The 23,701-nt window shown below is 43.8% G+C and carries 17 protein-coding genes and 1 pseudogene; 5 read left to right on the forward strand and 13 right to left on the reverse strand.

The features are described 5' to 3' along the window. From H6G97_RS24290 to H6G97_RS24310, 5 genes and pseudogenes are all read right to left on the reverse strand, one after another. Positions 1 to 367, reverse strand: a pseudogene (locus H6G97_RS24290) (hypothetical protein); the annotation flags it as partial. Positions 368 to 386: 19 nt separating this feature from the next. Further along, complete coding sequence (locus H6G97_RS24295) at positions 387 to 2,096, reverse strand: DEAD/DEAH box helicase (protein WP_190943197.1); 1,710 nt, start codon at positions 2,094 to 2,096, stop codon at positions 387 to 389. Positions 2,097 to 2,436: 340 nt separating this feature from the next. After that, entirely contained in the window at positions 2,437 to 5,310 is a 2,874-nt protein-coding gene (locus H6G97_RS24300) for a DEAD/DEAH box helicase (protein WP_190943198.1), read from the reverse strand. An 88-nt stretch (positions 5,311 to 5,398) separates the two neighbouring features. After that, complete coding sequence (locus H6G97_RS24305) at positions 5,399 to 6,508, reverse strand: ParB/RepB/Spo0J family partition protein (RefSeq protein ID WP_190943199.1); 1,110 nt, start codon at positions 6,506 to 6,508, stop codon at positions 5,399 to 5,401. Continuing rightward, the gene (locus H6G97_RS24310) at positions 6,505 to 7,260 is read right to left on the reverse strand and encodes a ParA family protein (RefSeq protein WP_190943200.1); all 756 of its coding nucleotides are present in this window, start codon (positions 7,258 to 7,260) and stop codon (positions 6,505 to 6,507) included. Before H6G97_RS24310 ends, H6G97_RS24305 begins: the two co-directional genes overlap by 4 nt. A 267-nt stretch (positions 7,261 to 7,527) precedes the next feature. On the opposite strand from H6G97_RS24310, the gene H6G97_RS24315 reads away from it, so the two are divergent. Continuing rightward, positions 7,528 to 9,960 carry a HEAT repeat domain-containing protein gene (locus tag H6G97_RS24315; RefSeq protein WP_190943201.1) on the forward strand — a complete coding sequence of 811 codons (2,433 nt, stop codon included), beginning with the start codon at positions 7,528 to 7,530 and terminating at the stop codon, positions 9,958 to 9,960. A gap of 260 nt (positions 9,961 to 10,220) precedes the next feature. Here H6G97_RS24315 and H6G97_RS24320 read toward each other — a convergent pair whose 3' ends face one another. The 5 genes from H6G97_RS24320 to H6G97_RS24340 form a co-directional block, all read right to left on the reverse strand. After that, complete coding sequence (locus tag H6G97_RS24320; RefSeq protein ID WP_190943202.1) at positions 10,221 to 10,520, reverse strand: hypothetical protein; 300 nt, start codon at positions 10,518 to 10,520, stop codon at positions 10,221 to 10,223. A gap of 681 nt (positions 10,521 to 11,201) precedes the next feature. Then, positions 11,202 to 12,671, reverse strand: coding sequence for a caspase, EACC1-associated type (locus H6G97_RS24325; RefSeq protein WP_190943203.1), 1,470 nt, complete (start codon positions 12,669 to 12,671; stop codon positions 11,202 to 11,204). 10 nt (positions 12,672 to 12,681) lie between these two features. Beyond that, positions 12,682 to 13,062 (reverse strand): hypothetical protein, encoded by a 381-nt coding sequence (locus H6G97_RS24330; protein WP_190943204.1) that lies wholly within the window; start codon positions 13,060 to 13,062, stop codon positions 12,682 to 12,684. Between the two features lie 585 nt (positions 13,063 to 13,647). Beyond that, on the reverse strand, positions 13,648 to 15,180 hold the full coding sequence (locus H6G97_RS24335; protein ID WP_190943205.1) for a relaxase/mobilization nuclease domain-containing protein: 1,533 nt from the start codon (positions 15,178 to 15,180) through the stop codon (positions 13,648 to 13,650). Next, complete coding sequence (locus tag H6G97_RS24340; RefSeq protein WP_242055183.1) at positions 15,161 to 15,676, reverse strand: plasmid mobilization protein; 516 nt, start codon at positions 15,674 to 15,676, stop codon at positions 15,161 to 15,163. The genes H6G97_RS24335 and H6G97_RS24340 overlap by 20 nt, the downstream gene beginning before the upstream one ends. Before the next feature lie 559 nt (positions 15,677 to 16,235). Between H6G97_RS24340 and H6G97_RS24345 the strand changes: the two genes are divergently transcribed. Continuing rightward, entirely contained in the window at positions 16,236 to 16,664 is a 429-nt protein-coding gene (locus H6G97_RS24345; RefSeq protein WP_190943206.1) for a hypothetical protein, read from the forward strand. Between the two features lie 63 nt (positions 16,665 to 16,727). Then, positions 16,728 to 17,195: a hypothetical protein gene (locus tag H6G97_RS24350; protein WP_190943207.1), complete on the forward strand. Its 468-nt coding sequence runs from the start codon at positions 16,728 to 16,730 to the stop codon at positions 17,193 to 17,195. Positions 17,196 to 17,248: 53 nt separating this feature from the next. Here the strand turns inward: H6G97_RS24350 and H6G97_RS24355 are convergent, their stop codons facing one another. Further along, positions 17,249 to 18,016, reverse strand: coding sequence for a CPBP family intramembrane glutamic endopeptidase (locus H6G97_RS24355; protein WP_190943208.1), 768 nt, complete (start codon positions 18,014 to 18,016; stop codon positions 17,249 to 17,251). A gap of 441 nt (positions 18,017 to 18,457) precedes the next feature. Between H6G97_RS24355 and H6G97_RS24360 the strand changes: the two genes are divergently transcribed. Beyond that, on the forward strand, positions 18,458 to 18,928 hold the full coding sequence (locus H6G97_RS24360; protein WP_190943209.1) for a polysaccharide biosynthesis/export family protein: 471 nt from the start codon (positions 18,458 to 18,460) through the stop codon (positions 18,926 to 18,928). Here the strand turns inward: H6G97_RS24360 and H6G97_RS24365 are convergent. Further along, entirely contained in the window at positions 18,868 to 19,176 is a 309-nt protein-coding gene (locus H6G97_RS24365; RefSeq protein WP_190943210.1) for a hypothetical protein, read from the reverse strand. The two genes, H6G97_RS24360 and H6G97_RS24365, sit on opposite strands and share 61 nt — an antisense overlap. A 415-nt stretch (positions 19,177 to 19,591) precedes the next feature. Here H6G97_RS24365 and H6G97_RS24370 point away from each other — a divergent pair, with 415 nt between their 5' ends. Then, positions 19,592 to 19,834, forward strand: a complete 243-nt coding sequence (locus H6G97_RS24370; RefSeq protein ID WP_190943211.1) for a hypothetical protein — start codon at positions 19,592 to 19,594, stop codon at positions 19,832 to 19,834. Here the strand turns inward: H6G97_RS24370 and H6G97_RS24375 are convergent. Further along, positions 19,774 to 23,313 carry a PriCT-2 domain-containing protein gene (locus H6G97_RS24375; protein ID WP_190943212.1) on the reverse strand — a complete coding sequence of 1,180 codons (3,540 nt, stop codon included), beginning with the start codon at positions 23,311 to 23,313 and terminating at the stop codon, positions 19,774 to 19,776. The genes H6G97_RS24370 and H6G97_RS24375 overlap by 61 nt on opposite strands. Positions 23,314 to 23,701 lie beyond the last annotated feature (388 nt).

Below are 23,701 nucleotides of genomic sequence, written 5' to 3' on the forward strand. Positions count from 1 at the left end.
GAGTAATTTCTGGTTTAGCATCTAAAAAACGAATTAAGCCATTTTGAGGTGCGAGTCTCTCCAATAAAATTTTCTCAAAGCCTGTGTTTTTCAGATGTCCATCGATTTTAACAGCCAACGCACTAATAAGTCCTTTAACAGCTAATAGTTCAGATAGCTTATTTAAGATTTCTGAATGATAGGTGACAAAAACACTTTTGGGTACATCAGCAATAGTTGTAAAAGTAACTTCTTCGGGGAGCGAAAGCAGCGATGCTATATTTTCCGTCAACAACACATTCAAAATGTGTTCACCAGCAGGTTCTGCTATTCCATCATGCAGAGAAACAATTTTTTCTAAGGTAGTAATAATTGGGTCTGATAACATATTTATTCAAATCAATTTCTCAAGCTTCAAAATCTTCGCCAAAAATCTGTTCATCCAGTTCCTGAATTTGCTGATACTGGTTTTTGGCTTTCAACAAATTATCTGCCAATTGCTCGAAGGCTGTATCTAATTCGGGTTTAACCTGATGCTTGAGCCAGATATCCATGACAATTTCACTAAAGTCAAATTCATCATCCACGTTCCCTAAAATTGTTTCAATCTCTCCGACCACTAGTTCAAACATATTAATTTTGTCATGCAAGATCCGCAGAATATACTCTTCGATACTGCCTTTTAGACAAAAGTTAAAAATAAAAACATCCTGGGTTTGTCCAATGCGGTGGATACGACCAATGCGCTGTTCTATTTTCATTGGGTTCCAGGGCAGGTCATAATTAACGATCGCGTTCGCAAACTGAATGTTACGTCCCTCTCCGCCCGTTTCAGATGCCAGCAGTACAGAAACATCATCCCGAAATGCGGCTATAGCCTCATCTTTCTGTTTAAGGGACATCCCACCAGTAAATTCTGCAAAGGGGATATTTGCAGCTTGCAGAGTTTGGGCCAAATAAGTGCTAGTTGCTTTATGGGTTGTGAAGACCAAGGTTTTCTGGGAAGATTTTGAGAGCATTTCTACCAATACTTTTGCTTTCTCGACCTGCTTCACCTGGGCTGCTCGTCTTGCTAAAGACTTCAGTTCTTCATCGGGTAGGCGTTTGGTCAATTGCTTGAGGGAGTCAGCCAAAGCACCAGGGGATGAACCAGCACGCATTAGCAAATTGGTACGGGAGAGCCTGTCTAGTTTATCCTCAGAGTTACGCAGATACTCGCTCAAGTCCTGGTAAAGTTTCTCCTCGCCTGTTGCTGGGGTAACGGTAATTGTGGTGGCGAAGCGTTTGGGCAGTTTGACATCTACTAGGGCGCGGGTATTTCGCACCATGACTTCCCGCATCAGAGAGCGTAACTTTTCTGGATTTTTAGGGACTCGTCCATTTTTGGAATCGACATATTCTTTTTTAAAAGCGGCTTCTGTTTGTAGCAGTCCCGGTTTGAGGAGGGTCAGCAGATTAAACAGTTCAATAAGGGAGTTCTGCACTGGCGTAGCAGTGAGCATGAGGATAAACCGCTTATTGAGGGCATTGACCAGTTTCCAGTTTAGGGTAGTGCGATTTTTCAGGTGGTGGGCTTCATCGACAACAACCAAGTCCCAAGTGCGACTGGTGACGTGGGGATAATGTTTAGCAGACTTAGCCGTGTTTAATGAAGCGATAATTCGCGGATTATTTGTCCAAAATTCGTCTATCGGTTGTTGGGGATCTCGATTATCTGTGGTGATAGTAGCAATATTAAATTTGTCACTTAACTCTGATTGCCACTGGGAAACTAGGGATGCAGGAGTTAACACCAGCATGGACTGTACCATACCCCTTGCTAAGTACTCGGCTATGATTAGTCCCGCCTCAATAGTTTTGCCCAATCCGACTTCATCGGCTAGTAATGCGCGTCCACCGAGTTGTCTAAGTACTTTTCGGGCTGTTTCAATCTGATACCAGTATTTGTCAATAGCAGTTAGTGTGGGCAGACAAATTAGCTGATCATAGTCTGCCATTACCGAGAGGCTAAACAGGTCTAAACGCGCTTGGTAGAAATTGATCGGGTCATATTTACCAGCTTTGAGGGCTGATAAGGCAGTGTCAGAATTGAATTTGAATGTATAGTTTGTCTCCATGATGCACCCCTACCAGCTACTTTTGACCACTCCGCAGACACCTAACAGCTATTTTCCCGCATAGTGAGACTGTTAAATCTACATACGGTGAAGTTATATAAAATCTACTGGAATTTCTATCCCAAAATAAACTTTTTTCATCTGATACACGTAAACTGGAAACTAAAACCGAGCCGGTTGACCAAAGATCATCGTATCTTCTAGGAATAATGCCAGTGTCAACTTCTGACCCTCTTTGCCGCATTATTGCCCTGTTTAACCAGGCGGGTGGTGTCGCCAAATCGACACTGACAAAAGTTATGGTGTTAGTGCCACATTGCAGATGCCATATATTCAAGCCTCACTCATAACGAATTTCCCCATGTTGCCGAATGTGTTCAACTAACCGCTTGGTTTCACCGCCTGCTAATTCTAGTTCCCTGAGATTGCCCACCAAAATAAACAATTCCCTTGCCCTACTAACGGCTGTATTCAGTAAATTGGGTTTGCGGTTGAGGAACCAAAAACTATGCTCTTGATGGCACTGGTAAGGAGAGAAGATGATGGCTGCTTTTTCTCCCCCCTGGAAGGTGTGAACTGTGCCAATATCATCCCAAGAAAAGTTTCGCCAACGGTTAGATAGTCGATACTTGAGCGCGTTAGCTTGCTGCGAAAACGGCGACATCACCCCAATTGTTTTTGAGTTGTCATTCGAGTTAGTAGAGTACCCATGTTTTAGCAAGGACGCAATTATAGTTTCTACAGCATCAATTTCTTCTGGATTGGTATTATGGGTGTGGCTTCCTTCAACGTGGTAAGCCAGCAGATGCTTGACCGTTGCAGTCTGCTGATCACCTGAAAGGATTTGCAGACCACCGGGATAGTTGGGGCTGCAAAACTGGATAATGGATGGCGTGCAACGGTAATGATTAGAGAGGATAATGCCGTTGCCTAAATCGGATTCTGTACCCCTAGCACCAGCAGCACGATGATAAGCGGTAGCTGTGTATTTGGCAGTGGGGGCATAGCGATAGTAGTCTTCATTCCCCATGCCCCGATCCAGAAAGGCAGTTTTCAGATATTGTTTGATAGTATCGTCGCAAAGGTTTACGATCGGCTCGATTTGTTGGGGGTCGCCAGCCACTACTGCCTGTTGCGATCGCACCAGTAAGGGGAATAATTGATGTATAAGAGTTGTTCCCGCTTCATCCACCAGTGCCAGCTTTACGCTATTGGGTTGGAGAATTGGCAGCATATTACGTATTGATTGCAGGCTTGAGCTAATAACGGGGAAAATCAAGCTCAAGTCACGGTAGATAGCATCACTATCACTTTCCAGTTGGAGCAATGCCCCTCCGTCGCCCGTCAAGACGCTGCCGTAAGTTGACAATGCCCTGATCACACTATCCTTGCGTCGGAGAACTTCTTGCTCTTGAAACGCCCAGGCACGTTGAAATAGTTCTAGCTGCAATGAGTGGTGGTCGCGGTAAAAACGACTGTAGAAATCCCCTTGGGGGTAACTTTCAATTTGTTTCTGAATTTGTTGATGTCTGAAAAGTTTTAACTCTAGTTCTTTATTTAAAGCTGCTAGCTGGGTTTGAATTTCAGTTATTCCCCGGTTAAGATTCTGCCATTGTTGTGAGAAATCTAGTTTTTGGTTAACAGAAGCCTGGGCTGCGATTAAATTAGGGTGGTCAAGGGGGGTCTGAAAAGGATGCCCTGTCGCCAAGGTGTTTAACACAGCAGCATTGATCCGCAAAGCCAATCGGCGGAAAATTCGCTGATCGGTAGTAGCATTAAGCCAGTTCAAGGCGCGTTTGGTAATAGGGTCAGACTCTTTTGGTAGTTCTCGTTCTGCCTGGGATAAAGCTTCTTGTATCTGCTGGTAAGCATCAATGGGAAAATTTTCGTAAGGAGCCAAACTTGACAGTTGTTCAGTTAGGGCTTGTAACTTGGAATCAATAGCAGCAATCTCGTTATTGAGTAATTGGATTTCTAAATCCAGTTGCGATCGCCGTTCAAAATCAGTGACTTTTTGAGCAGTATTAAAGCGGTCTTGCTCTATGAGTTGCTGAATTTGACTTTCTGCAAGCAGTAGTTCGAGTTTGGCTTGCTCCCAAGACTCGTGATTAAATTCAGTCTGACGCAGCCAATCTTGGCAAGATTGCAATTTGGGTAGGGTTTCTTTACGGATAATAGTTTGGTTGCCGCCAGGAAGATAAAACTGTTGAGCAGGAGAATTCTTTGTCAGTCGTTGTTGGAATTTTTTAATGGTGGTGTTATTAGTGCCGACAAAGAGTATTAAATTATTTGCATCATCTTCACCGCAAACAAGCCGTAACGCCCGATTCACTACTTGCTGTGCTATAAGGTGCAGAAACACTTCTGTTTTTCCAGTTCCCGGAGGCCCACAAACAGCAGTTAGTAAGTTCTCTTGGGCGTGTTTTAGGACAGACGCTTGAAATTCATCAGGCGGATGATCAGGGAAAGCCCCCCAAAACATCACCTCATCTCTGGGTGATTGTGGCTGACCCCAGAGGTACTGCATCGCTGGGTGAGTTTCAGTTAGCCATTCGCTATTACAGTCAGGTTGTTGAAGTTCCTTAAGGATTTCTTGTATGTCTTGCTTGAGAAGGGCGTTATAGGGTGTAAAATCGCAGCGAAGCAAATAAGGTTGTCGAGAGGTTTTGTACTTTCCTTCGGGTAAATCTACCAGTTCAAGAAAGTCTCGAAGCGTTGGGAATCTTCCTTTAAATGTATCTTCTAAAAATTTTCCAATTCCTGAAGCAACAATAAGTGATTCGGCTTGCTCCTCCTCTAGCCCGTACAGCCGCATCAAATTAACAACCACTGGCTGAAACTCGTATTCAGTCAAGTCCCAGCCAGTTTTGCGGTAATTACCTTTAAAAATAGGTGAAATATCAATTGTGAAAAGAGGCAGGTATTTCAGCTTTTGCTCTTTTCCCTTGCCGTTGATTATATAGATTTGGGGGAAAGCAACAGCCATCTGAACATCATTTTTATTCCCTCTTTTAGCTGCTTGTTGCTGTTGCTGGAATTGCGTAAATACTTCGCTATCTAACAGTAGCTTGTTGCCAACAAGCTGCACTCCCTTATCTACTACTTTTGAATAGATATCTGAAGAACGCTCGACCTCAGCTTGAGTCAGTTCTTCTAATCTGATATAGCCTAGCCAGGATTGTACTATCTGGATAAGTTTTTCTGACTCTAGCATGGGGACTTAAACTTAAAAAGGAACACAAGCTAAGTATAAAAAATATTTGAGCCTTTTGCCTTCTACGTCTTGGTTTTGGTATGCCAGGTTACTCAACATTTGTGAGCGTTTCCAGTTGTGCCAGCAGTTTTTCTATCTGCTTCCGCTTCTTAGGGTCTGACCAAATGCTTGATTTTTTTAGTTTGGTAGTCGCAGCAGTAAAACGTTCTTTGTAATTGCTCGACTCCGTGTTTTCAGTAGAGGTAGCTTTCTTTTCACTAATGCGCTGCCTGATTTCGCTTAAAGACCAGTTGTTGGCAACAGCTTGTTCTAAAAATTCAACGCGCTCATTCAACTGGGGAATCTGGGCGATGGCTTTGGCTTTGGTGTACTCAAGTGAGCCTTCCCTTAGTGCATCAAGGATATCTTCTGGGAGGTTGAGCAAGGGTAGACGGTTCTTAACGAAAGATTCCCAGGTCATTAACGCTAAGCCAAGAAACACTTCTTTAACGATTTCTAGGTCTGGATTTAATGGCTGCGACTGGTTGAGGTCTGAATCATCCGTTTTGGTTTCGCCCATAACGTTATGGGTAGATAAGCCAATATCGCCTTCATCGTCGCTGATAGCGTTATTGGTAGAATCATTTTTAACTTCGCCCATAACGTTATGGGTAGGTTCATCACCTTCGCTACCGTGTGCGCCCATAACGTTATGGGTAACTGTAGACGCTTTGTTTTGTAGGCGTTGTAGACGATACAGTAATGGGGGTATCTCCTCAACACTTCGACCTAGTTTGAGAGCCAGCAGTTGCAGGATGCCTTCGGTTTCTTCAACTGGGTTGAGGTCTTCTCGAAGTAAGTTTTCTATCAAAGCCAACTGAAACGCTTGGTCATCCGATAGCTCACGCACAACCACAGGTGCAGCTTCAAGTCTGGCTTCAATTCCTGATCTGTAGCGTCGTTCTCCTGCTACTACTTCGTATTTACCAGAGGCTAGTGGACGCACCAACAGAGGTTGCAGGATGCCATGCTGCTTTATCGACTCGGTTAACTGCTTTAATGCTTCCGGGTCAAAGTAACGACGCGGTTGATTCGGCGGCAGAATAATCTGGTCTAATGGGATGCTCACTTGAGAATCGGCGTTATTGATGCCTGTAGTGTCCCAAGGTACATCAATTTTGCTTTTGAGAGGTTGGCTGGCTTTAGTAGTGCGTCTCATTTTAAGGATTCTAAACTAACGGCTATTTTTTTCAAGATTGCAACAGATGGGTGCTTGGGATCGTAAACTGCAAGGGGCATTCGTTCTTCTGAAGCATCAACAAAAGCAGTGGAGCGAGGAATTGGGGAAAAGACAGTTCCGGCGCTGGCTAGTTGTTCGGTGATGGCTGCTAAAGTGCGCGTGTCTTGGGAGTTCCGGGCATCGTATTTTGTCGGCACAAATCCGGCAATTTGCAATTTGCGGTTTGGTTTGTTGCGTACTGTAGCAACCGTTTTTAGTAATTCGCCTGTTCCCTCAAAGGCTTTGAAATGGGTTTCTAGGGGAACGAGAACATGAGTGGCAGCTACGAGGGAGATGTAACTTAGTAGCCCTAAGCTGGGAGGGCAATCTATTAATATAAAATCGTAATCGGATTCAATTGGTTCGATGGCTTCTTTCAGGCGGAAATCGCGCATAGAAGCACTAACCAATTGCATTTCTGCCGTACTCAGAGAGATGTTGGCAGGTGCTAAATCCATACCATGAATCCCCTCATGAATTGGCAGGGGTTGTTCATCCACAATAGCATTGTTGACAGTTTGCTCTATGTCTCTTGGAACCAAGCCCATAAAGATAGTTAAGCTGGCTTGGGGGTCTATGTCGATGAGTAGGACGCGATGACCCAATTGCGCTAGGTGGTAGCCCAGGTTTTGGGTAAGGGTGGTTTTGGCAACACCTCCCGCCTGATTAAAAACTGCGATGATTCGGCTCATAAGTAAGTGGGTTTACCTGCACCATTACAACTTAAGATAACGGTGATACGCCAATCAGTAATGTTTATTTTTGTTTTGGGTAAATCTCACCACCAATATACAACTCATCAGCAGTTAATATACGAAAAAGGGTTTACATTGTCTCAGTTTTGAGGATTTAAGAACTCGTTGCGCTCTTGGCGGCGAAGCGGGAAGAAAGGTCTTTGTTTATAGAAAATGGTTGGAAATATTTAATAACCATGTCGCTAAATAAATTACGAATTACAAATGCATCTACACATAATTAAAAAGCGTTCGTCGCCCTTTTTCCTTTTTCCCTTTACCCTGCTGTTGACACTCCTCCTCGCCCTGCCTTGGGTAAGTGCGAAAGAACAACCCCAGCCGAAGCCAGAAGCTTGGCAGATTAACGGTATCGTTGCTGCCCTTGATGATGGACATGATGGAGTAAAGAAACTTGCTTATGAAAAATTCAATCTATATGATCTAAAAAATTTGAAATCGGTGGTTCAAAAACCAGAGGATATTGCTCAAAAACTTTTCAACATCCTCAAGGATAAAACCGTTGACTCCGGGGTTCGTTCCCGTGCAGTTTATGCATTGGAAAATCTAGGGGAGGCTGCCAAACCCTATGTCAAAGACATCCTCGACTTCCTCAAGGATAAATCCGTTGAGAAAGATGTTCGTTCCGGTGCAGCTTCTGCATTGGGAAATCTAGGGGAGGCTGCCAAACCCTACGTTAAAGACATTTTCGACTTCCTCAAGGATAAAACCGTTGACTCCGGGGTTCGTTCCCGTGCAGCTTATGCATTGGGAAATCTAGGGGAGGCTGCCAAACCCTACGTCAAAAACATCCTCGACTTCCTCAAGGATGAAACCGTTGAGAAAAATGTTCGTTCCAGTGCAGCTTCTGCATTGGGAAATCTGGGGGAGGCTGCCAAACCCTACGTCAAAGACATCCTCGACTTCCTCAAAGATAAAACCGTTGACTCAAGTGTTCGTTCCAGTGCAGCTTATGCATTGGGAAAACTGGGGGAGGCTGCCAAACTTTACGTCAAAGACATCCTCGACATCCTACTGGATAAAACTATTGACCCAAGTGTTCGTTCCGGTGCAGCTTCTGCATTGGGAAATCTAGGGGAGGCTGCCAAACCCTACGTCAAAGACATCCTCGACTTCCTCAAAGATAAAACCGTTGACTATAGTGTTCGTTCCAGTGCAGCTTCTGCATTGGGAAATTTAGGGGAGGCTGCTAAACCCTACGTCAAAGACATCCTCGACTTCCTCAAGGATAAAACCGTTGACTATAGTGTTCGTTCCAGTGCAGCAAAGGTATTGAGAAATCTGGGGGAGGCAGCCAAACCCTACGTTAAAGACATCGCTGACATCCTACTGGATAAAACCGTTGGCTTAGATGTTCGTTCCCGTGCAGCTTCTGCATTGGGAAATCTAGGGGAGGCTGCCAAACCCTACGTTAAAGACATCGCTGACATCCTACTGGATAAAACTGTTGACCTAGATGTTCGTTCCCGTGCAGCTTCTGCATTGGGAAATCTAGGGGAGGCTGCCAAACCCTATGTCAAAGACTTCTTCGACTTCCTCAAGGATAAAACCGTTGAGAAAAATGTTCGTATAATAGCAGGTTATGCATTGAGAAATCTGGGGGAGGCTGCCAAACCCTACGTCAAAGACATCCTCGACTTCCTACTGGATAAATCCGTTGATAAAGATGTTCGTTTCCATACAGCAAAGGCATTGGGAAATCTAGGGGAGGCTGCCAAACCCTATGTCAAAGACTTCTTCGACTTCCTCAAGGATGAAACCGTTGATAAAGATGTTCGTAGAAGTGCAGCATCGGCATTGGGAAAACTGGGAGAGTCAGCCAAACCCTATGTCAAAGACTTCTTCGACTTCCTCAAGGATGAAACCGTTGGCTTAGATGTTCGTTCCAGTGCAGCTCGTGCGTTGGGAAATCTGGGGGAGGCAGCCAAACCCTACGTCAAAGACATCGCTGACATCCTACTGGATAAAACCCTTGACTCAAGTGTTCGTTCTAGTGCAGCATCGGCATTGGGAAATCTGGGAGAGGCAGCCAAACCCTACGTTAAAGACATCGCTGACATCCTACTAGATAAAACCGTTGACTCCTGGGTTCGTTCCAGTGCAGCTCGTGCGTTGGGAAATCTGGGGGAGGCAGCCAAACCCTACGTCAAAGACATCCTCGATTTCCTCAAGGATGAAACCGTTGACAAAGGTGTTCGTTTCCGTGCAGCAGAGGCATTGGGGAAGATAGAACAACTCAACCTGAATAATATTGTGGTAATTCTGGATAGCATCTATTACACAGATAAATCAGAATTTGAACAGTGGCGATTTTTGACATATTTCCTTGGTGGCGGCACTGATGAAGTCAAAACACTGCTGACATGGTTGGGACTCCCTAACACTAAAACGATTCCTGCTCAATTGAGTCATGAGCAAGGTAATAAAACTCTTAAAATATTTGCCCAAGCCTGGGAACCCAGCCGAGATTTTACACGATTACGAGAAGACTTAGCCAAGCAAATTGCTGTAGTTGCGAAAAAAGTCTCTTGGCGATCGCAAGACATTCTCATCCTAGAAACTCACTACAACAATCTCAAAAAAGCTGGATACAACGAAGCTGATTCGTTGCAATCAGTAATAGTTAACCTCAAGGGTTGATAGTGGTTTTTCAACACCAGTTTGATTGACTGTAGTTTGCCAAACCAATTCGCTTTTTCCCACTAACTCAACCCCAATATACCCAAAGAGTTTACAGTGTCTTAGTTGAGGGGATTTAAGAACTCGTTGCAATTAGGCGGCGACAGCGGAGTGCTGGGCGGGGCTTTTATAAACTAGGCTGACGCACAAGTAAACTATTGCCCCGTCCCAGCACCGCCTAATTGAGCGAAAGCGGCAACGAGTTCGTCTTTCAACACGACTCATCGACTAAAACCCCTAGAGCGTTGTTTCTGCTGTTGCATTTCTTGCTGCTTCGCTTCAATCAAAATCTCATTCCAAGTCAGCCCCTTGGGTGCAATTCTTTTAGCCTGGGGCAGCATTGACTCAACGACAAGTGATGCTTCATTGCCAAGATCATCATTATTAAATGCCACCCCAATTCTGCTGATATTTCTGAGGAGTTCAAAGGGCAAGTTATTTGGGTCATCCACGTACCAGTTCTTTTTTATCAATAGACATCTTGCCCCTAAAAATTTTCTATGTGCAGGTGGCGAAATCATACTAATTTTTTTGGCTGACGAAAAACTTCGCACCCGAAGCATTAATTTACTCGAATGGAATTTATAAGGTATTTACAAGGATTTTCTCTTTAAAGGCATTTGTAAGGTAAACCAATGGCATTTCAATGGCATCTCAATGGCAAATACAAGGATTTATTTGCACCTTCAACACTGAAAATCACCGTTTTTTACAAAATCCTTCTTTTTTGTCAAAAATAAGGTACTGCAATGGCATCTCCAAGGTATTTACAAGGTAAACACAAGGTAAATGTAAGGATTTAGACCCCAAAAACCTAATTTACCACCCTGATTTCTCCGCCAAAAATTCCTGACTAAAACTCTCGCACAGTACGCCATAATTCTCGATCAAGTTTTTTGAGCCAAAATTGAATTTACGCTCACAGCCATCAAAAAATACTACTAATGAAGTACGTAAGCACTACAATAGCCGCCTCACAGTTAACAGCTACAACTGCGGCGGCTATTGTTCAAATATTCTTCGCTCAATCTCCTCCAAAAATCGCATCTAATTCTTGAGACGAAGCCTGACCATAAATTTGTTTTTTGTGAGCTAAGTAAGGCTTGCTGAAAGAGTCATAAAAAAGCAAAATCAGAATTGCTTTGTTATTCAAGCAAGCCCTATGTAAGTCCTTTTCAGACGCTTAAATTGCTTCGTTGAAACTAAGGGGTTTTTACAAGACTACAAACTGACTCTTTTCCCCATACAGTTGTTGTCCAATTACCGTTCCATTTTCTATTGACAGCGGCGGCGGCTACAGGACATTTAATTGCTGCATCATCGTTGTTCCAGATAGGACCGGCTTTAACTTCGCCAGGACTTTGTTCTGGAATGGGATGTGAGTTTCCAATAACAAACAAAGCAGCGATCAGACCCACTGATCCAATTACTGACCCAATTATTAATAAACGGATTTTGTTAGGTTTTGAGGGTGGCGTAAGAGTTTCAGATTGGCTTGCTGCCACGGCTTTGTTTGGTGGTTTGATTGATGCCACATTGTTGCTGCCAAAGAGAGCCTTATCCTGAATCACCTCCCCAGGATCACCTAAAGGTTGGATTGCTATTTTCTGGGGAGTAATTTGAGCTTCAATTTGGGCAATATCTTCATCTCTAAGTTTTAAAACTTGCTGCAAACGTTTCAACTCGTTTTGAGTGTCGCTGCTGAGAGAATGCTCGCGCCCAATCGCCTCAACTAAAACTTGCTCATAGTTCTGCAATCTTTTCTGGTACTCCCGGTAAGGTTTAAGCACCTCGTTTTCAATTGCCGCAGAATCTTCTGGTAGCAGTCCCAACCCATTTCGTAACGCATCTAAGACATTACGCCCCACAGCAGAAATCACGCCACGACTGGCAAAAAACTCAACTTCTTTGCGATACCTTAGCTTGGGATCTTCTGTGGGTGCTTGAGAAATACGGATCTTGTAGCCTTGTTTGATGGCATAAATTTCTGGTTTCATTGCTGGCGCCGCTTCTTGAACTTTCCCTTTGGCATATTCATGCAACTCATCAATGGAAACCACACCATCGCTATCGAGATCAGCTACTCCAGTCGCGATCCCCTCGACCAGATAACGAGTATAAGTCGAAAGGTCTGACCCTTCCTGCTCAAAGGAATATTGGGTAGAAGTCGAAGACGTGAGGACAGCCCGTCCTTCTCCTCCCAGTTGTTTTTTTACATCTACAGAACCATCATCTTTAGCTAACCAACCTTCGGCAAATGCTCCACTAAAGCAACAATCTAGAATTACAACTTGTCGCTGAGAGCGGCTATTGCTCATGATGTCTTGCACAAAACTGGCTGGAACCGCTGTTGCCCGGATTAGTTCTCCCTGTGGGTTTTTACGAGTGATGCGCGTAGCTAAGTATAGCTTGCCATTGTCATCTTTGATACCATGTCCAGAGAAAAACAGCAGTACTAGATCGTCTTTTGTGCGGCTTGAAAATAATGTTTCAATCGCTTCTTGCATTACTAGTGGCTCAGGATTTGACAAAGTTTTAACATCATCAAATCCACCTATGTCGGGGTGCTGTAATACTCGCTGTATTGCCTCTATGTCTCTGGTAGCCCCAGGTAGGGGAGTTAAACCCGGTTCGTAATCACTCACCCCGATCGCAAGTGCCATCTTAACCATTTTTGACCCCTTATGTGGATGCTACAAATTGTTGCGCTGCCTGAATTGCTGCTAATAATTCTTGCTGACTGCTAGCTGTGACTTTGAGCTTTCTACCGTTGGCTTCAACCTCCATTGTGATTGCTTTACCACCCAAGCGATCGCTCAAAAATCCAAATAGAGCCTTAATATTTTTTACATTCACCTCAGCCGTTAGCAACCCGACCAAAACTGCGCCTAATGCCTTGTTACCTGCTGGTGGATTAGGATCGAGAACACGTTTAACGTCTTTTACTTCGTCTAAATCGAGCATTTCGCGCCGAAGGCTTTGGGTTAATTTTTCCAATGCTTCGTCATCTAACTGGGGGTTTCTCAGATCAAGTGTGATTTGAATATCAGATGTGGTAGGCATAGTAAATTCTCGGTTTCTGGATAATACTTCAATTAGATGTTTGAATATTCCCGAAAAGGAGCCAAAATTAAAAAACTTTGAACCAACGTCAACAAACAATACTCAATACTACTTTTGTAGTATCACAACTGCACTCCACTTGTGAGTTACACCAAAGCTTGCTGTAAACACCACTTATTACATAGATTTTATGTAGTTTGGCAGTATTGAAATAGTAGTTCTAAATACCTTGCCCAAGTGGTAGCTGTTGGGTAGCTCAACTGGTGACACACCGCTACCAGTTGAGCAGTAAAAAAGCGAGTTGTTGAAAATTTGATGATTCCCCAACTGGTAGCTATAGAGTAGCCCTACTGCTACCAGTTGAGCATAAGACTTTTTGCGAAAAATTCTTGTGTAATGCTTACTGACTATGACTTACAGCAAATTTTGATCGCCTGTTTCATTCTCAATAACTTCAAAATTATTGAGAATGGATAATACGTTTGTGTTGCAAACGTACTTCAATAAACTGCTCTCTTAACTGCCCAGCTAGTAAAAACTAAAGCCTCGCCTCGGCAGCAACGAGTTCGGTTTGCACGGCGTGGCTCACAGGCTAAAACCACGATCCTGCTGTATGAGCTTTTGTTGCTCCTCCCTTAGATGAGCTTCTAGTTCCTGACTCCAATCAGGATTATGGGTTTTGAGCCTTTTACCCTGTGGCAATAGTTCTAATACTGCACTAGCTGTTTTATTCCCTTCTTCATCATTATTGAATGCTACGACCACCCGATTGAAACTCTTGAGAAATTCCATAGGTAGGTTATTCGGGTCATCAGCTACTATCAACATGGTTCTAGTTGGTGGTAGCCCTTTGCAGCTTGAGATCAGGTAAGTGGCTGCTGACATCGCATCAATTGGTGAAGAACACAAAAAGACGTTTTCTACCTTGGACGTTGGTTGCCCTCCCAATCTCAGATAAAACCAACCTTTTTGTGTAGAGGTGTTTTGGTCGTACTCCACAGCACGATGATTTTCTCTAGGCTTTGACCAAATTAATGCGCCAGTTTTTTCACCATCTAAATCACGTTTGATAAACAAAATATTTCGTTGCTCATCCATGTAAAGCAACTGATTATTATGTAATCCTTGCGAAATATAATCTGGTATGTAGCGTTTCTCGCTTAAGTACTTGTGCAACACTTGCCAAACAACTGTATCCTCTGGTGGTGGAGTGAACTGGGGCTGTTGCTGTTTGCGTTCAATAAGAAGAAAGAGTTTTTCTAACTGCTCAACTGGGAGTGGTTTAACAGGTTTGAACAGCAATTCATTAATAGGTTCATCATCACGTTCTGTTTGGTAGTCAACGCCAAGATGTTTTTGCAAACCGGGGAAGGTATAAGCTGCACCTAACTGTGTGCCACTAAAAGCTTGCCCATCTTTCTCATAAGAAATGCCTTTAGACTTCCCATTCCTAGTAAATCCTGTTCTCACACTTATGCCAGCTTGCTGTAACCGCATGATCAGGGTTGGCATTTGGGGATTATCAACTCTAGCCCTATCAATTGTCTGCTGAAGTTCCTCTTTAATAGTGCGTCCTGGTGGCTGCTCAAGTTTACCTAGTTCATATTCTTCTTGTTCTCGCCTTATGCGCCTGATTTGTCCGGTGCTGGGTGTGCGCTGAAGTTTCTCTCTACTGCCCTGGACTTGCACTAACTCATAGTCTTGCTCGATTTGTCGTAGGACTTTCTCAGAGCGTACATAATCCCAGGAATCATGCACTAACAGCCCTGTATCCATCCTAATTCTGCTGGCTGCAATGTGGATGTGGTCGTCGTCGGTGTTATGGTGGCGGAAGATGACAAACTGATTGGCATCAAAGCCCATTTCCTTCATGTAGCGATCGCCAATCTCGCTCCACTTCTCATCATCTAATTTATCACCCTTAGCTGCTGACAATGAGACATGGTAAACAACTCGGTCTGCATCAGAATTCAGTTGTCGAGACAGCTTAAACTCTCGCGCCAATTCACGGCTATTTCTCCCGCTCATGTTGCCGCCGATGAGTTTGGCATCTTCGCGGGATTCTAGATAATCCAACAGCTTGCGAAAACCTCTGCCTTTAGTCTGCTTCCCAATCATCGCCTTCTTCCTCTTCTTCCCAGTCGTCAGATTCAATGTCATCCGAGGCAATGTCTCGTCTACACTGATGCAGCAGTTCTAAAAGTTCTCTTAGCAGTTCTGGATCAGCAGGTAAAGTTCGCCCAATTTTTATGGCTGTGTTGGTTGCCTTGACAAGCTGGTTGAGGTTGTTCCCGATTTGTCCTAATTCCCAATATGTTTGCAAGCTAATTTTACTCAGTCGTTTTGGTAATGGACGCATCAACGCATTGCGCCTCATTAGTTCACTCGCTGACATCCCCGCGTCAAGTGATTTTATTCGCAGCAAGTCCAGTTCGATATCACTTAATCTCACTGGAAAAATATGCTTTCGGACTAGAGCTTTAGACTGCTTGCGATTCGCCATAATTCGAGAAAATATCGAGACATTGCGAGGGGGGTTTTTCAAGGGGGGTTTCCCCACTTGAACCAGTCTGCCGTTCGAGCGGAGCGAGACAAAGCGTAAGCTTTGAGGCATCGGTGGCTTCTAGCCCATTTTTGGGGTGAGTGAGGTGTCAAATGCTACGGCTATACGGAGGGCGCAGCAGGAGGCTGAGGGCGAAAGTATAAAGGCATAGCCGTGCTGCTGTCCATCCTACAACTTACAGAGGAGGATAGCAACGGCGTAGCAGGAATTTGAATCAAATCAAGCAGGAGATAAATTCTGGTTCGGCGTAGCCACTACAGAGTCGGTAAAAACGGCGTAGCCGCTATATTAAAATTCTCTGATTCAGCGTAGCTGCCACACAATATAATAGTCCGGCGTAGCCGCAATACGAAAAGATAATTCAGCGTAGCTGCTTTAAGTAAAATTCTCTGATTCAGCGTAGCTGTAATAGTCAGATTTTTTAGCATTAGCTTGAATAAGAAGACCAGCGAAGCTGCCACGCTAAAAAGTATAAGGCGTAGCCGTGATGCGAAGAGGTAATTCGGCGTAGCCGCAATCGTCAATCTTTTTTAGCATTTTGAAAATAAATTGATACAAATTATTTCAAATAGCCGATAATTATCAGTTAATCGGGATTCACGAGATAACCATGAGTGAGCATCAGAATTCAGAAGTAATTACGAAAGAGAAGATTGATAAGGCCATCAATCTGCTGAAGGATCAGAAGCCAAAAGAACGAGAGGATATATCGGACAGAGAAGCCATCAGGAAAATGAGACGGTACATTGAGAAGCTGACCTCTAATAAGTACGGCTACAGTTACGATGAAGTATCGGAGATGCTGAAGGGTCTGGGGATTAATTTGACTGGTAGCAGAATCAAATATTTAATCGGTGAGTTGAAGAAAAGCAGTCGTCGCCGTGATCAGGCATCTGATAACGGCAGTAGTACGTCAGGTCAAGAGGCTACTGAAAATCAGAAAGAAGAAAAAGCCAGCAGTGAAGCTGAAGAAACACCTGTAAACAGTAAGAAGGGTAAGAGTAAAAAACAACTACTTGCAGCTGAGGCAGCAACATAGAAACAATGGCATTCTAGTTTTAGTCTTTGAACAGGTCAAGTTAGCCACATAATAGGAATCAATATGGGAGAAGCTAAAAGGCGCAAGAAGTCAGACCCTAATTGGGGTAAATCCGAAGCATTTAAAAAGTCAAACGCCAATTGGGGTAAATCCGAAGCATTTAAAAAGTCAGACCCCAATTGGGGTAAATCCGAAGCATTTAATCATCCCAACAAACCTAAAATCACCTATTTGACTGAATCACATCCCGATTATCAAACCGCCTCTGACATTAAAAATGCTCACTACGCTGGCAAAACTCGTGTTTACCTTGTCCGCTTAGATTATGCCGATGGTGAGTATTTTATCGGCGCAGTCAACACATTCTTAGTCGGTACTGAAATTACAGTCAACGCCATCTGGACTTCCTACCCCAACAGCCAACACACAGGTCTAGAAATTCTAGACAGTATCCGTCGAGATATTGGTTTAAAAGCTAGAGACGAAATGTTTCAGTCCGATGCTGTTCTGATCGACTTTGAATCTGACTGAACAAGTTAACCAGCTAGTCTAATTGCAATCTCCTACAGTGAGGCATAGCTCCTTCACACAAAAAATGTGGGAATAATGACGTGAATAACAATATCAGCAGTGATATGAGCCAACATAGCTGCTAAAAGCCCTTGCTGCCAGTAAAGCCATCCAAAAATCAAACCGACGACACCATTTTGGAGTAACACCAGACTGACAACCGCTAATGGTAATCCATTCGCCATCAATGCGAATTGAGGCAGATGTGCCGCTCCAAATAACAGAGCCGCAACAATATTAGCACTCCAAAATAATGCTGCACTTGGTTGCTCTTGTTTGAGTAACCAGCCCCCAAATCTTACCAAAGTAGTCATTATACCTAAGCGAAACCAAATTTCTTCATTGATACCCGCCCCAAAAGCAGCTAGCAACCCTGGTATAGAACCAGGTAATTCCACATCTCTGACACCAATTGGAAGAAACGTATAAAATGCTTTGTCACAGACAACAACAAAAGCTCCACATAAACTGCCAAAGGTAATCGCCAATAACACAGAAATTAACAAACCATCTTTAATCAGCAGCTTTCCTAAATTAGAAACTTCTAAGCCTTGCTTACCTCCTGACCACAAACCCAGACTCACTAATGGTGCTGTCACAATCACTGTTAAGAGTCCTGCAATCACTAAAATTTCAGGTAATGAAACCGCTCGATGAGCAATCATTAAACCATAAAGAATAGTTGCACTCGAAGCTAATACTGAAACAACCAACAACAGCCCTAAAACTTTTAGAGGGAATTGTGAAGGATTCTGCACGGGTGAGTCCACACTAAATCTCATCAGGTATTTTCTCCATTCATCTGAAACTTTTACCCGATTTTACTAATTTCTCAATTATCAAAAATGGGACAGGTTTTCCTAATTGTAGAAAGCAGTAATCTTTATGCACTTATGCTGTACAAAGCTTTAGTGTGACGTTTCAAGGCATACTGAACGGGATGCTCACTCAATGATTAAGTACACAATCAGGCAAGTGAGCATCTTTTATTACTGTGATGGTCAGTAGAAATGAAAACGGATAAATTTTATCAGGTCACTGTCGGGTTAGTTACGGCTTGCATTGGGGCAAAGTCTGAGTAAACTTCAGTAGGTAAACAACGCAAGATAATCATCAGCAAGTCAGCCAAAACTTGAAAGTTGTCAAAATTAGAAACTCAACAAAAAGAATTTTAGTCTTGTTTGGTTATCGGTGTATTGCAATCGCATCTTGGAGTTGATTTTATGAAAAATTTGGCTGACATCAGGCTTTTGACGACTGTTTTATCTCTACAAGTAGCTTGTCTGCCAGTATTAGCGGTACCGTTGCCGGATCATGAAACCAAATTGTGTGCCGACAAACCTAATCAAGTACAATCTAATGCACAAAGCCATACACAACATTATATTTATATTGCTGTAATTGGAGAAGTCCAGCGTCCAGGAGGTTATTCTCTGCTGGCAACAGCACCACAGAGTCAGCAACGTCCAAAATCCTGTTCATCGGCTACTGTAACTAAAGCAATTCAGGCGGCAGGTGGAATTACCGAAAATGCTGATGTTCGTCGAGTTCAAATCCGCCGACAAGTATTTAATGAAACTAAACAAACTATTGATGTAAACTTGTACAAATATTTATCAGCAGAAGATTTAAGTCAAGATGTTAAATTGCAAGATGGTGACGCAGTTGTAGTACCGTTTGCACCGGGGCAATAGCACGCTTGAATGGATTGGTCTGAGTAAATTTCAGTGGGCAGACAACGGAAAATAATCATCAGCAAGTCAGCCAAAACTATCGGCGTGCAGAAGTTAAAAACTTGCCGCAGTGCAGTCTTAGTAAAGATTGTGGCAACTTCAGCGACGTGTTCTAAGGCATCTTCTTCTGGTGATGATTCTGATTCAGCAATCAACATCGGGAAGTATTTATGTGCTAACCACTTTTCATCGTCGTCTAAATCAGCCAAATTTTTATTACTACCGCTATTAAGACTATCTAATAGCAGGAGTAATATTTTTTCAAACGTAGCCCAGCCCTAGAAGCATTACAATTCTCAAAGCTTTAGTTTAATTAGACTGATGACGTTCACCTATTCTCTATACCCAGACAATTGGTCAGAACTTGCCACTGCAATTAAGCAACAAGCCCAGTGGCGTTGTCAAAAATGTGGATTACAGTGCATTCCCCCTGGTGACAAAACATCACATCTAACACGCTCAAAACGCAGGGTGTACACCCTACAGGTTCATCATTGGGACAGAAATCCAGCAAATAACCACAGCGGCAACCTTATAGCTCTTTGCAGTGCTTGTCATCTTTTATACCATAGAGGTGGGAAATCAAATGTTTCACCGGGGCAGCTATCTTTGTGGTAAATAAGTATGGATGATGATACTCAAGAACTAATCGCAATTCAGCAAGAACTCTCAGGAATCAGCTCACGCCTGAGAAAGATTTTTCCGTCAACTCATCCCCAATTTGACAGCGTGTTTGAAGACGTGGGTGCAGCTGGATATTACATTCGGGAAGCTGGTTATCGTCTAGAATCAGTTCTTATGACTATTCAAGGTGATAGCGCAGGTTCTACGAGTGATGCAGAGAGTCCAGAAACTGAAATTGAATAAACTTCGGTGGGCAGACAACGAAAGAAAGTCATCAGCAGTGAAGCCCTAACAGCCGGGCTACATCTGTGTAAAACTCGCCGCATCGCCCTAGTATCAAAAACTTCGGCAACTTCCGCCACCCCCTCTAACAGGTGATCTGGTAATGACTCCGATTCAGCAATCAACATCGGGAAGTATGTACGCGCTAGCCACTTTTCATCGTCGTCTAAGTCAGCCAAATTTTTATTACTACCGCTATTAAGACTATCTAATAGCAAGAGTAATAATTTTTTAAAGTGCTGCCAGCCCCCCCATCTCTGGGTAAATCGGCTCACCCAAGTTTGGGAGATTTCAGCAATTTTGGCGATCGCCGGTTGAGTAATTTTCTGTTTTGACTGCCAAAGCTGCGTTAATGCGTTGACAATGGCGTGTCCTGTTTGCTCACTGGCGTTACCCGCTTCTGGGCAGAGTTGGAAAGCATCAACGCTTTCTAATTTCACTCCTGGTAATTCACGATCAAGGAAACCCAAATCATAGTCAGCGCAGAAATAGAATGTTAGCTCCACATTGGAGCGACGATGAGCGCGTAATCGCCCAATCTCTTGGATGATTTCTGCACGTATCAGGTCTGTGAGATACTTTTGGAAAGTGCTGTTTTTATCTTCCAGATTGACCCTTTCACCAGTCATCACTTGATATTGTGCGGCTAAAACACCGATGTTTTGGTAGGGAATGCCAAAAGAAGCGATCGCATCACACTCACTAAAGCGATTAACACCACGCCCATCGACAAAGTGACCGTATTCTGTGCGGCTAAGGGCTTGGGTTGCAATCTGTTTCCAATCGATAATGCCAAGGGTGGGGCAGAGTTTTTTCAAGGTTTCTTTGAGAGCATTAACACGAGCGCTAAGTGGAAGAGAGCGATTTTTGGGCAGTTTACCCAGCCCAGTGACGTTGACGACTTTTAAATTGCCGTAGTCTGGGCGTTGTTGCTCAATGACTAACACGGGGTCACTGATGCCCAGTTTCAATTTCAATTGCTGGGATTTGAATGTGGCATCAAGATAAATATTAAAGTTCGCTGATTTAGCCAATTCAGTATGTTTGGGGTTTCGGCGGTAAATGCTGAGTACACCCCATTGAGATTGGAAACTACCGTCACCCTTCCAAGCTTCGAGAAAGTCAGGCAACCAGTAATTAGGCAAGTCAAGAAACTCCCTGCCTGCCGTTCGTGCGCTGTCTTTAACTACCTTTTTGGCAGCATAACGAGCGGCAGAACTTTTTTTGAGTTGTTTATCTTGGGTAATATCAATTGAGTCCAAGTCTTCTAAGAAAGTTAAATCAGGTTCTGAGGCTTGACCAATGGCTTCGATATCTAAGCCTGTGGGGAAAGGGGGCAGCAGCGCACGGATGCTGGCATCATCAAACCCGTAGCGGTCAGTGGGTTTAATTTGCTGAGTAAGCAGTTGGTGTAAAACTAAGAGTGCAGGTTGCAGCTGTGATAGAAGATTTGGTTCTAACAGTAGCAGCTTGCCGACAGTAGTTTCAAAATCGCCTCGGTTCACATCAACCGAACGCACGGGCTTGATGAGTGTGCCTGCTTCTTCCCATAAACGCCCAACAGTGAAAGTTTGGTCAGCAGCATTAGTTAAGGTAACTGGTGTAGAGTCTGGGTGCGCTCTGAGTTCGGAGTAATTTTGAATAACTGTGCGCTTTTGAAAGCGGAAGCCAAAACCGTCACCACTGGAGAAACGGCACTGATTTTTAAGGGAACAACCGCCACAGATGGGACTAATACCGCTCTCTTCAAAATCAAGGCTGCTAAAATTCTTGTTACGAAATGCGTTAAATAAGTAAGTTCTGTGACAATTACCATCAGTGTCAGCAGTCTCACCCGCTTTAGCCCACAGTTTAAAATCCTCACCAGTAGGAGTTTTGCGCGTAGGATCTAGTTTAAAGCCGTTGTGACGCACTGGTAAGTCAACAAAATTCGTCTCAATGGGCAGTGTAGATGGGTTTCTGTGGTTGGCATCCTGGTAAATTAGTTTATCAACGCCAAATAGGGCCGCCGTCAGTTGCCCCGCGTTGTAAGACTTACCTAGTCCGGGATGGGAATTATCTAAAATTTGCGTCCAGCCCTTAGAAACAGCTTCCACCCAAGCAGCAATATGTTCCTCTGGCTGGCAGGAGATAGAGATATTGCCTGTAACTTCAGTTATGTACGGGATATTGCCGGGCTTGTAAATAATTACATTGGGCGAAGGCGTGTCAATTTCGGGTAAGGGCAATGGTTGTGGTGGGGCTTTAAATCCTTTAAATATCGAGGAAAATGGAGCGAGCGCTTGCTTCAATAAATTTTGGAAGCTGCTCAAGTCCTCTCTAACTCGCGCAAGTTCCCATTGCTCACGGCTAATTACTCCTTGGTCGCGTTCGTTATATTCGTACTGCCGCTTAGGAAACCGAAAGCCATACTGTTTGGCAATGTGAAACAGTGTACCGATTGAGATTCCCCCACGTCTAAAACTGCGAATCTTAGCGCGAATGTTCCAAGTTGAACCTTTGATACTGGGCGACCACTTTTCAGCGATGATTTCGGCATCCGTTGCCCCATAATGGTTAACCAGTGCCATCAACACCTGACGGCATTCGTCGTAGTTACCGCTTCCTGGGGTACGTGGTGGGATGAATGAAAGCGCGTTCTGGATTAGCTGGTCAATGTCCCAGCCTTCAGTGACGGAAATCTCACGCCACTCTTTACGCCGTGACTCAATTTCCTGAATTCGTAGCTGATACTCAATACGTTCCTGTTGCGCGATCGCTACAGCTTCCTGAATCCATTCTGCTGGTAAAGTGGCTTCAGGGTTGACTAGCGGGAATTCTGCCTCTGTGCTGCCGTAGAAAACACGACTTGCATCCTTACAAGCTGGATCATGCGGTAACTGCTGCATCAGCTTACGGGTACAAGCTTCTACAGTATCAGCACCTTCAACATATTGCGGTAAAGGGAAAATCAACCGGAATTTATGCCAGTCTGGTTTATGACTGGCAGTGGTGTACATTAAAGCGCAGTGCTTTTGAATGAAGGAATGGGCTAGGGCTTCTGAGATGGTTAGTTGCGGATCGTAAACCTTGATGGAATTGCCGTTTTCATCCTTAATTGGCTTGCCATCCTCATCACGGGCAACATCAGAATTATCGATGTCGAGTAGTAGCCACTGAGAACCGATGACATTAGCCTTACTGCGCCATTTCCCGGCTAACAATCCGGCACAGATGGCGTGACCTGCTTTAATGTGGTGCTGGACATCGGCTAGAGTGCCTTCTGTATCTTGAAAGTTGGCGGCAAGTTTCTTAAAGTCCCAGTCTTTATTTCTGCCTGTGGCGTTATACGCAAACTTGATTTTATTACTAGGTATGACTGGGGGTAAAAACGCGCTATCGTAAATAGATTTTTTCCCTGATAGCGCCGTTCTTCTGCTCTCAACTACGGGGTTTGTCATTTATTAGTCACTCCTTCTAGGAAACCGCCGCTTATCAGCCATTACCCCCTCTGTTGGTACACGCCAGGGTGCTTATTGTGGGAAGTAAGGTTTGACGGCAGCTTAAGGTTTTCAGTAGCCAAAAAAGTTTTTGACATTTTTGGACATCAGGAAATAATGCCAGATTGGCCAAAACCACTAGGCAAAACTGATCTAATTAATCTAATTAATCAGGGCTGTTTTAAGAGGCTACAACCCTTATGCAGCAAGGATTTCAAAAATGGATTGTCCGGGGATTCTAGAGTTTTTGTCCGGGGATTCTAGAGTTTTTGTCCGGGGATTCTAGAGCCTTTGTTTTAAGAATCAAAGCCTTACAGGGCAAAGCTTTAAAGCCAATTTTTTGAATTAT

Source organism: Nostoc flagelliforme FACHB-838 (assembly GCF_014698065.1).
Lineage (GTDB): Bacteria > Cyanobacteriota > Cyanobacteriia > Cyanobacteriales > Nostocaceae > Nostoc > Nostoc flagelliforme_B.

What these genes read in the sequence shown, in the direction of transcription:
- H6G97_RS24295 (WP_190943197.1), bottom strand. Translation starts at nt 2,096, where the DNA reads ATGGAGACAAACTATACATTCAAATTCAATTCTGACACTGCCTTATCA.
- H6G97_RS24300 (WP_190943198.1), bottom strand. Translation starts at nt 5,310, where the DNA reads ATGCTAGAGTCAGAAAAACTTATCCAGATAGTACAATCCTGGCTAGGC.
- H6G97_RS24305 (WP_190943199.1), bottom strand. Translation starts at nt 6,508, where the DNA reads ATGAGACGCACTACTAAAGCCAGCCAACCTCTCAAAAGCAAAATTGAT.
- H6G97_RS24310 (WP_190943200.1), bottom strand. Translation starts at nt 7,260, where the DNA reads ATGAGCCGAATCATCGCAGTTTTTAATCAGGCGGGAGGTGTTGCCAAA.
- H6G97_RS24315 (WP_190943201.1), top strand. Translation starts at nt 7,528, where the DNA reads ATGCATCTACACATAATTAAAAAGCGTTCGTCGCCCTTTTTCCTTTTT.
- H6G97_RS24320 (WP_190943202.1), bottom strand. Translation starts at nt 10,520, where the DNA reads ATGATTTCGCCACCTGCACATAGAAAATTTTTAGGGGCAAGATGTCTA.
- H6G97_RS24325 (WP_190943203.1), bottom strand. Translation starts at nt 12,671, where the DNA reads ATGGTTAAGATGGCACTTGCGATCGGGGTGAGTGATTACGAACCGGGT.
- H6G97_RS24330 (WP_190943204.1), bottom strand. Translation starts at nt 13,062, where the DNA reads ATGCCTACCACATCTGATATTCAAATCACACTTGATCTGAGAAACCCC.
- H6G97_RS24335 (WP_190943205.1), bottom strand. Translation starts at nt 15,180, where the DNA reads ATGATTGGGAAGCAGACTAAAGGCAGAGGTTTTCGCAAGCTGTTGGAT.
- H6G97_RS24340 (WP_242055183.1), bottom strand. Translation starts at nt 15,676, where the DNA reads ATGCCTCAAAGCTTACGCTTTGTCTCGCTCCGCTCGAACGGCAGACTG.
- H6G97_RS24345 (WP_190943206.1), top strand. Translation starts at nt 16,236, where the DNA reads ATGAGTGAGCATCAGAATTCAGAAGTAATTACGAAAGAGAAGATTGAT.
- H6G97_RS24350 (WP_190943207.1), top strand. Translation starts at nt 16,728, where the DNA reads ATGGGAGAAGCTAAAAGGCGCAAGAAGTCAGACCCTAATTGGGGTAAA.
- H6G97_RS24355 (WP_190943208.1), bottom strand. Translation starts at nt 18,016, where the DNA reads ATGAGATTTAGTGTGGACTCACCCGTGCAGAATCCTTCACAATTCCCT.
- H6G97_RS24360 (WP_190943209.1), top strand. Translation starts at nt 18,458, where the DNA reads ATGAAAAATTTGGCTGACATCAGGCTTTTGACGACTGTTTTATCTCTA.
- H6G97_RS24370 (WP_190943211.1), top strand. Translation starts at nt 19,592, where the DNA reads ATGGATGATGATACTCAAGAACTAATCGCAATTCAGCAAGAACTCTCA.
- H6G97_RS24375 (WP_190943212.1), bottom strand. Translation starts at nt 23,313, where the DNA reads ATGACAAACCCCGTAGTTGAGAGCAGAAGAACGGCGCTATCAGGGAAA.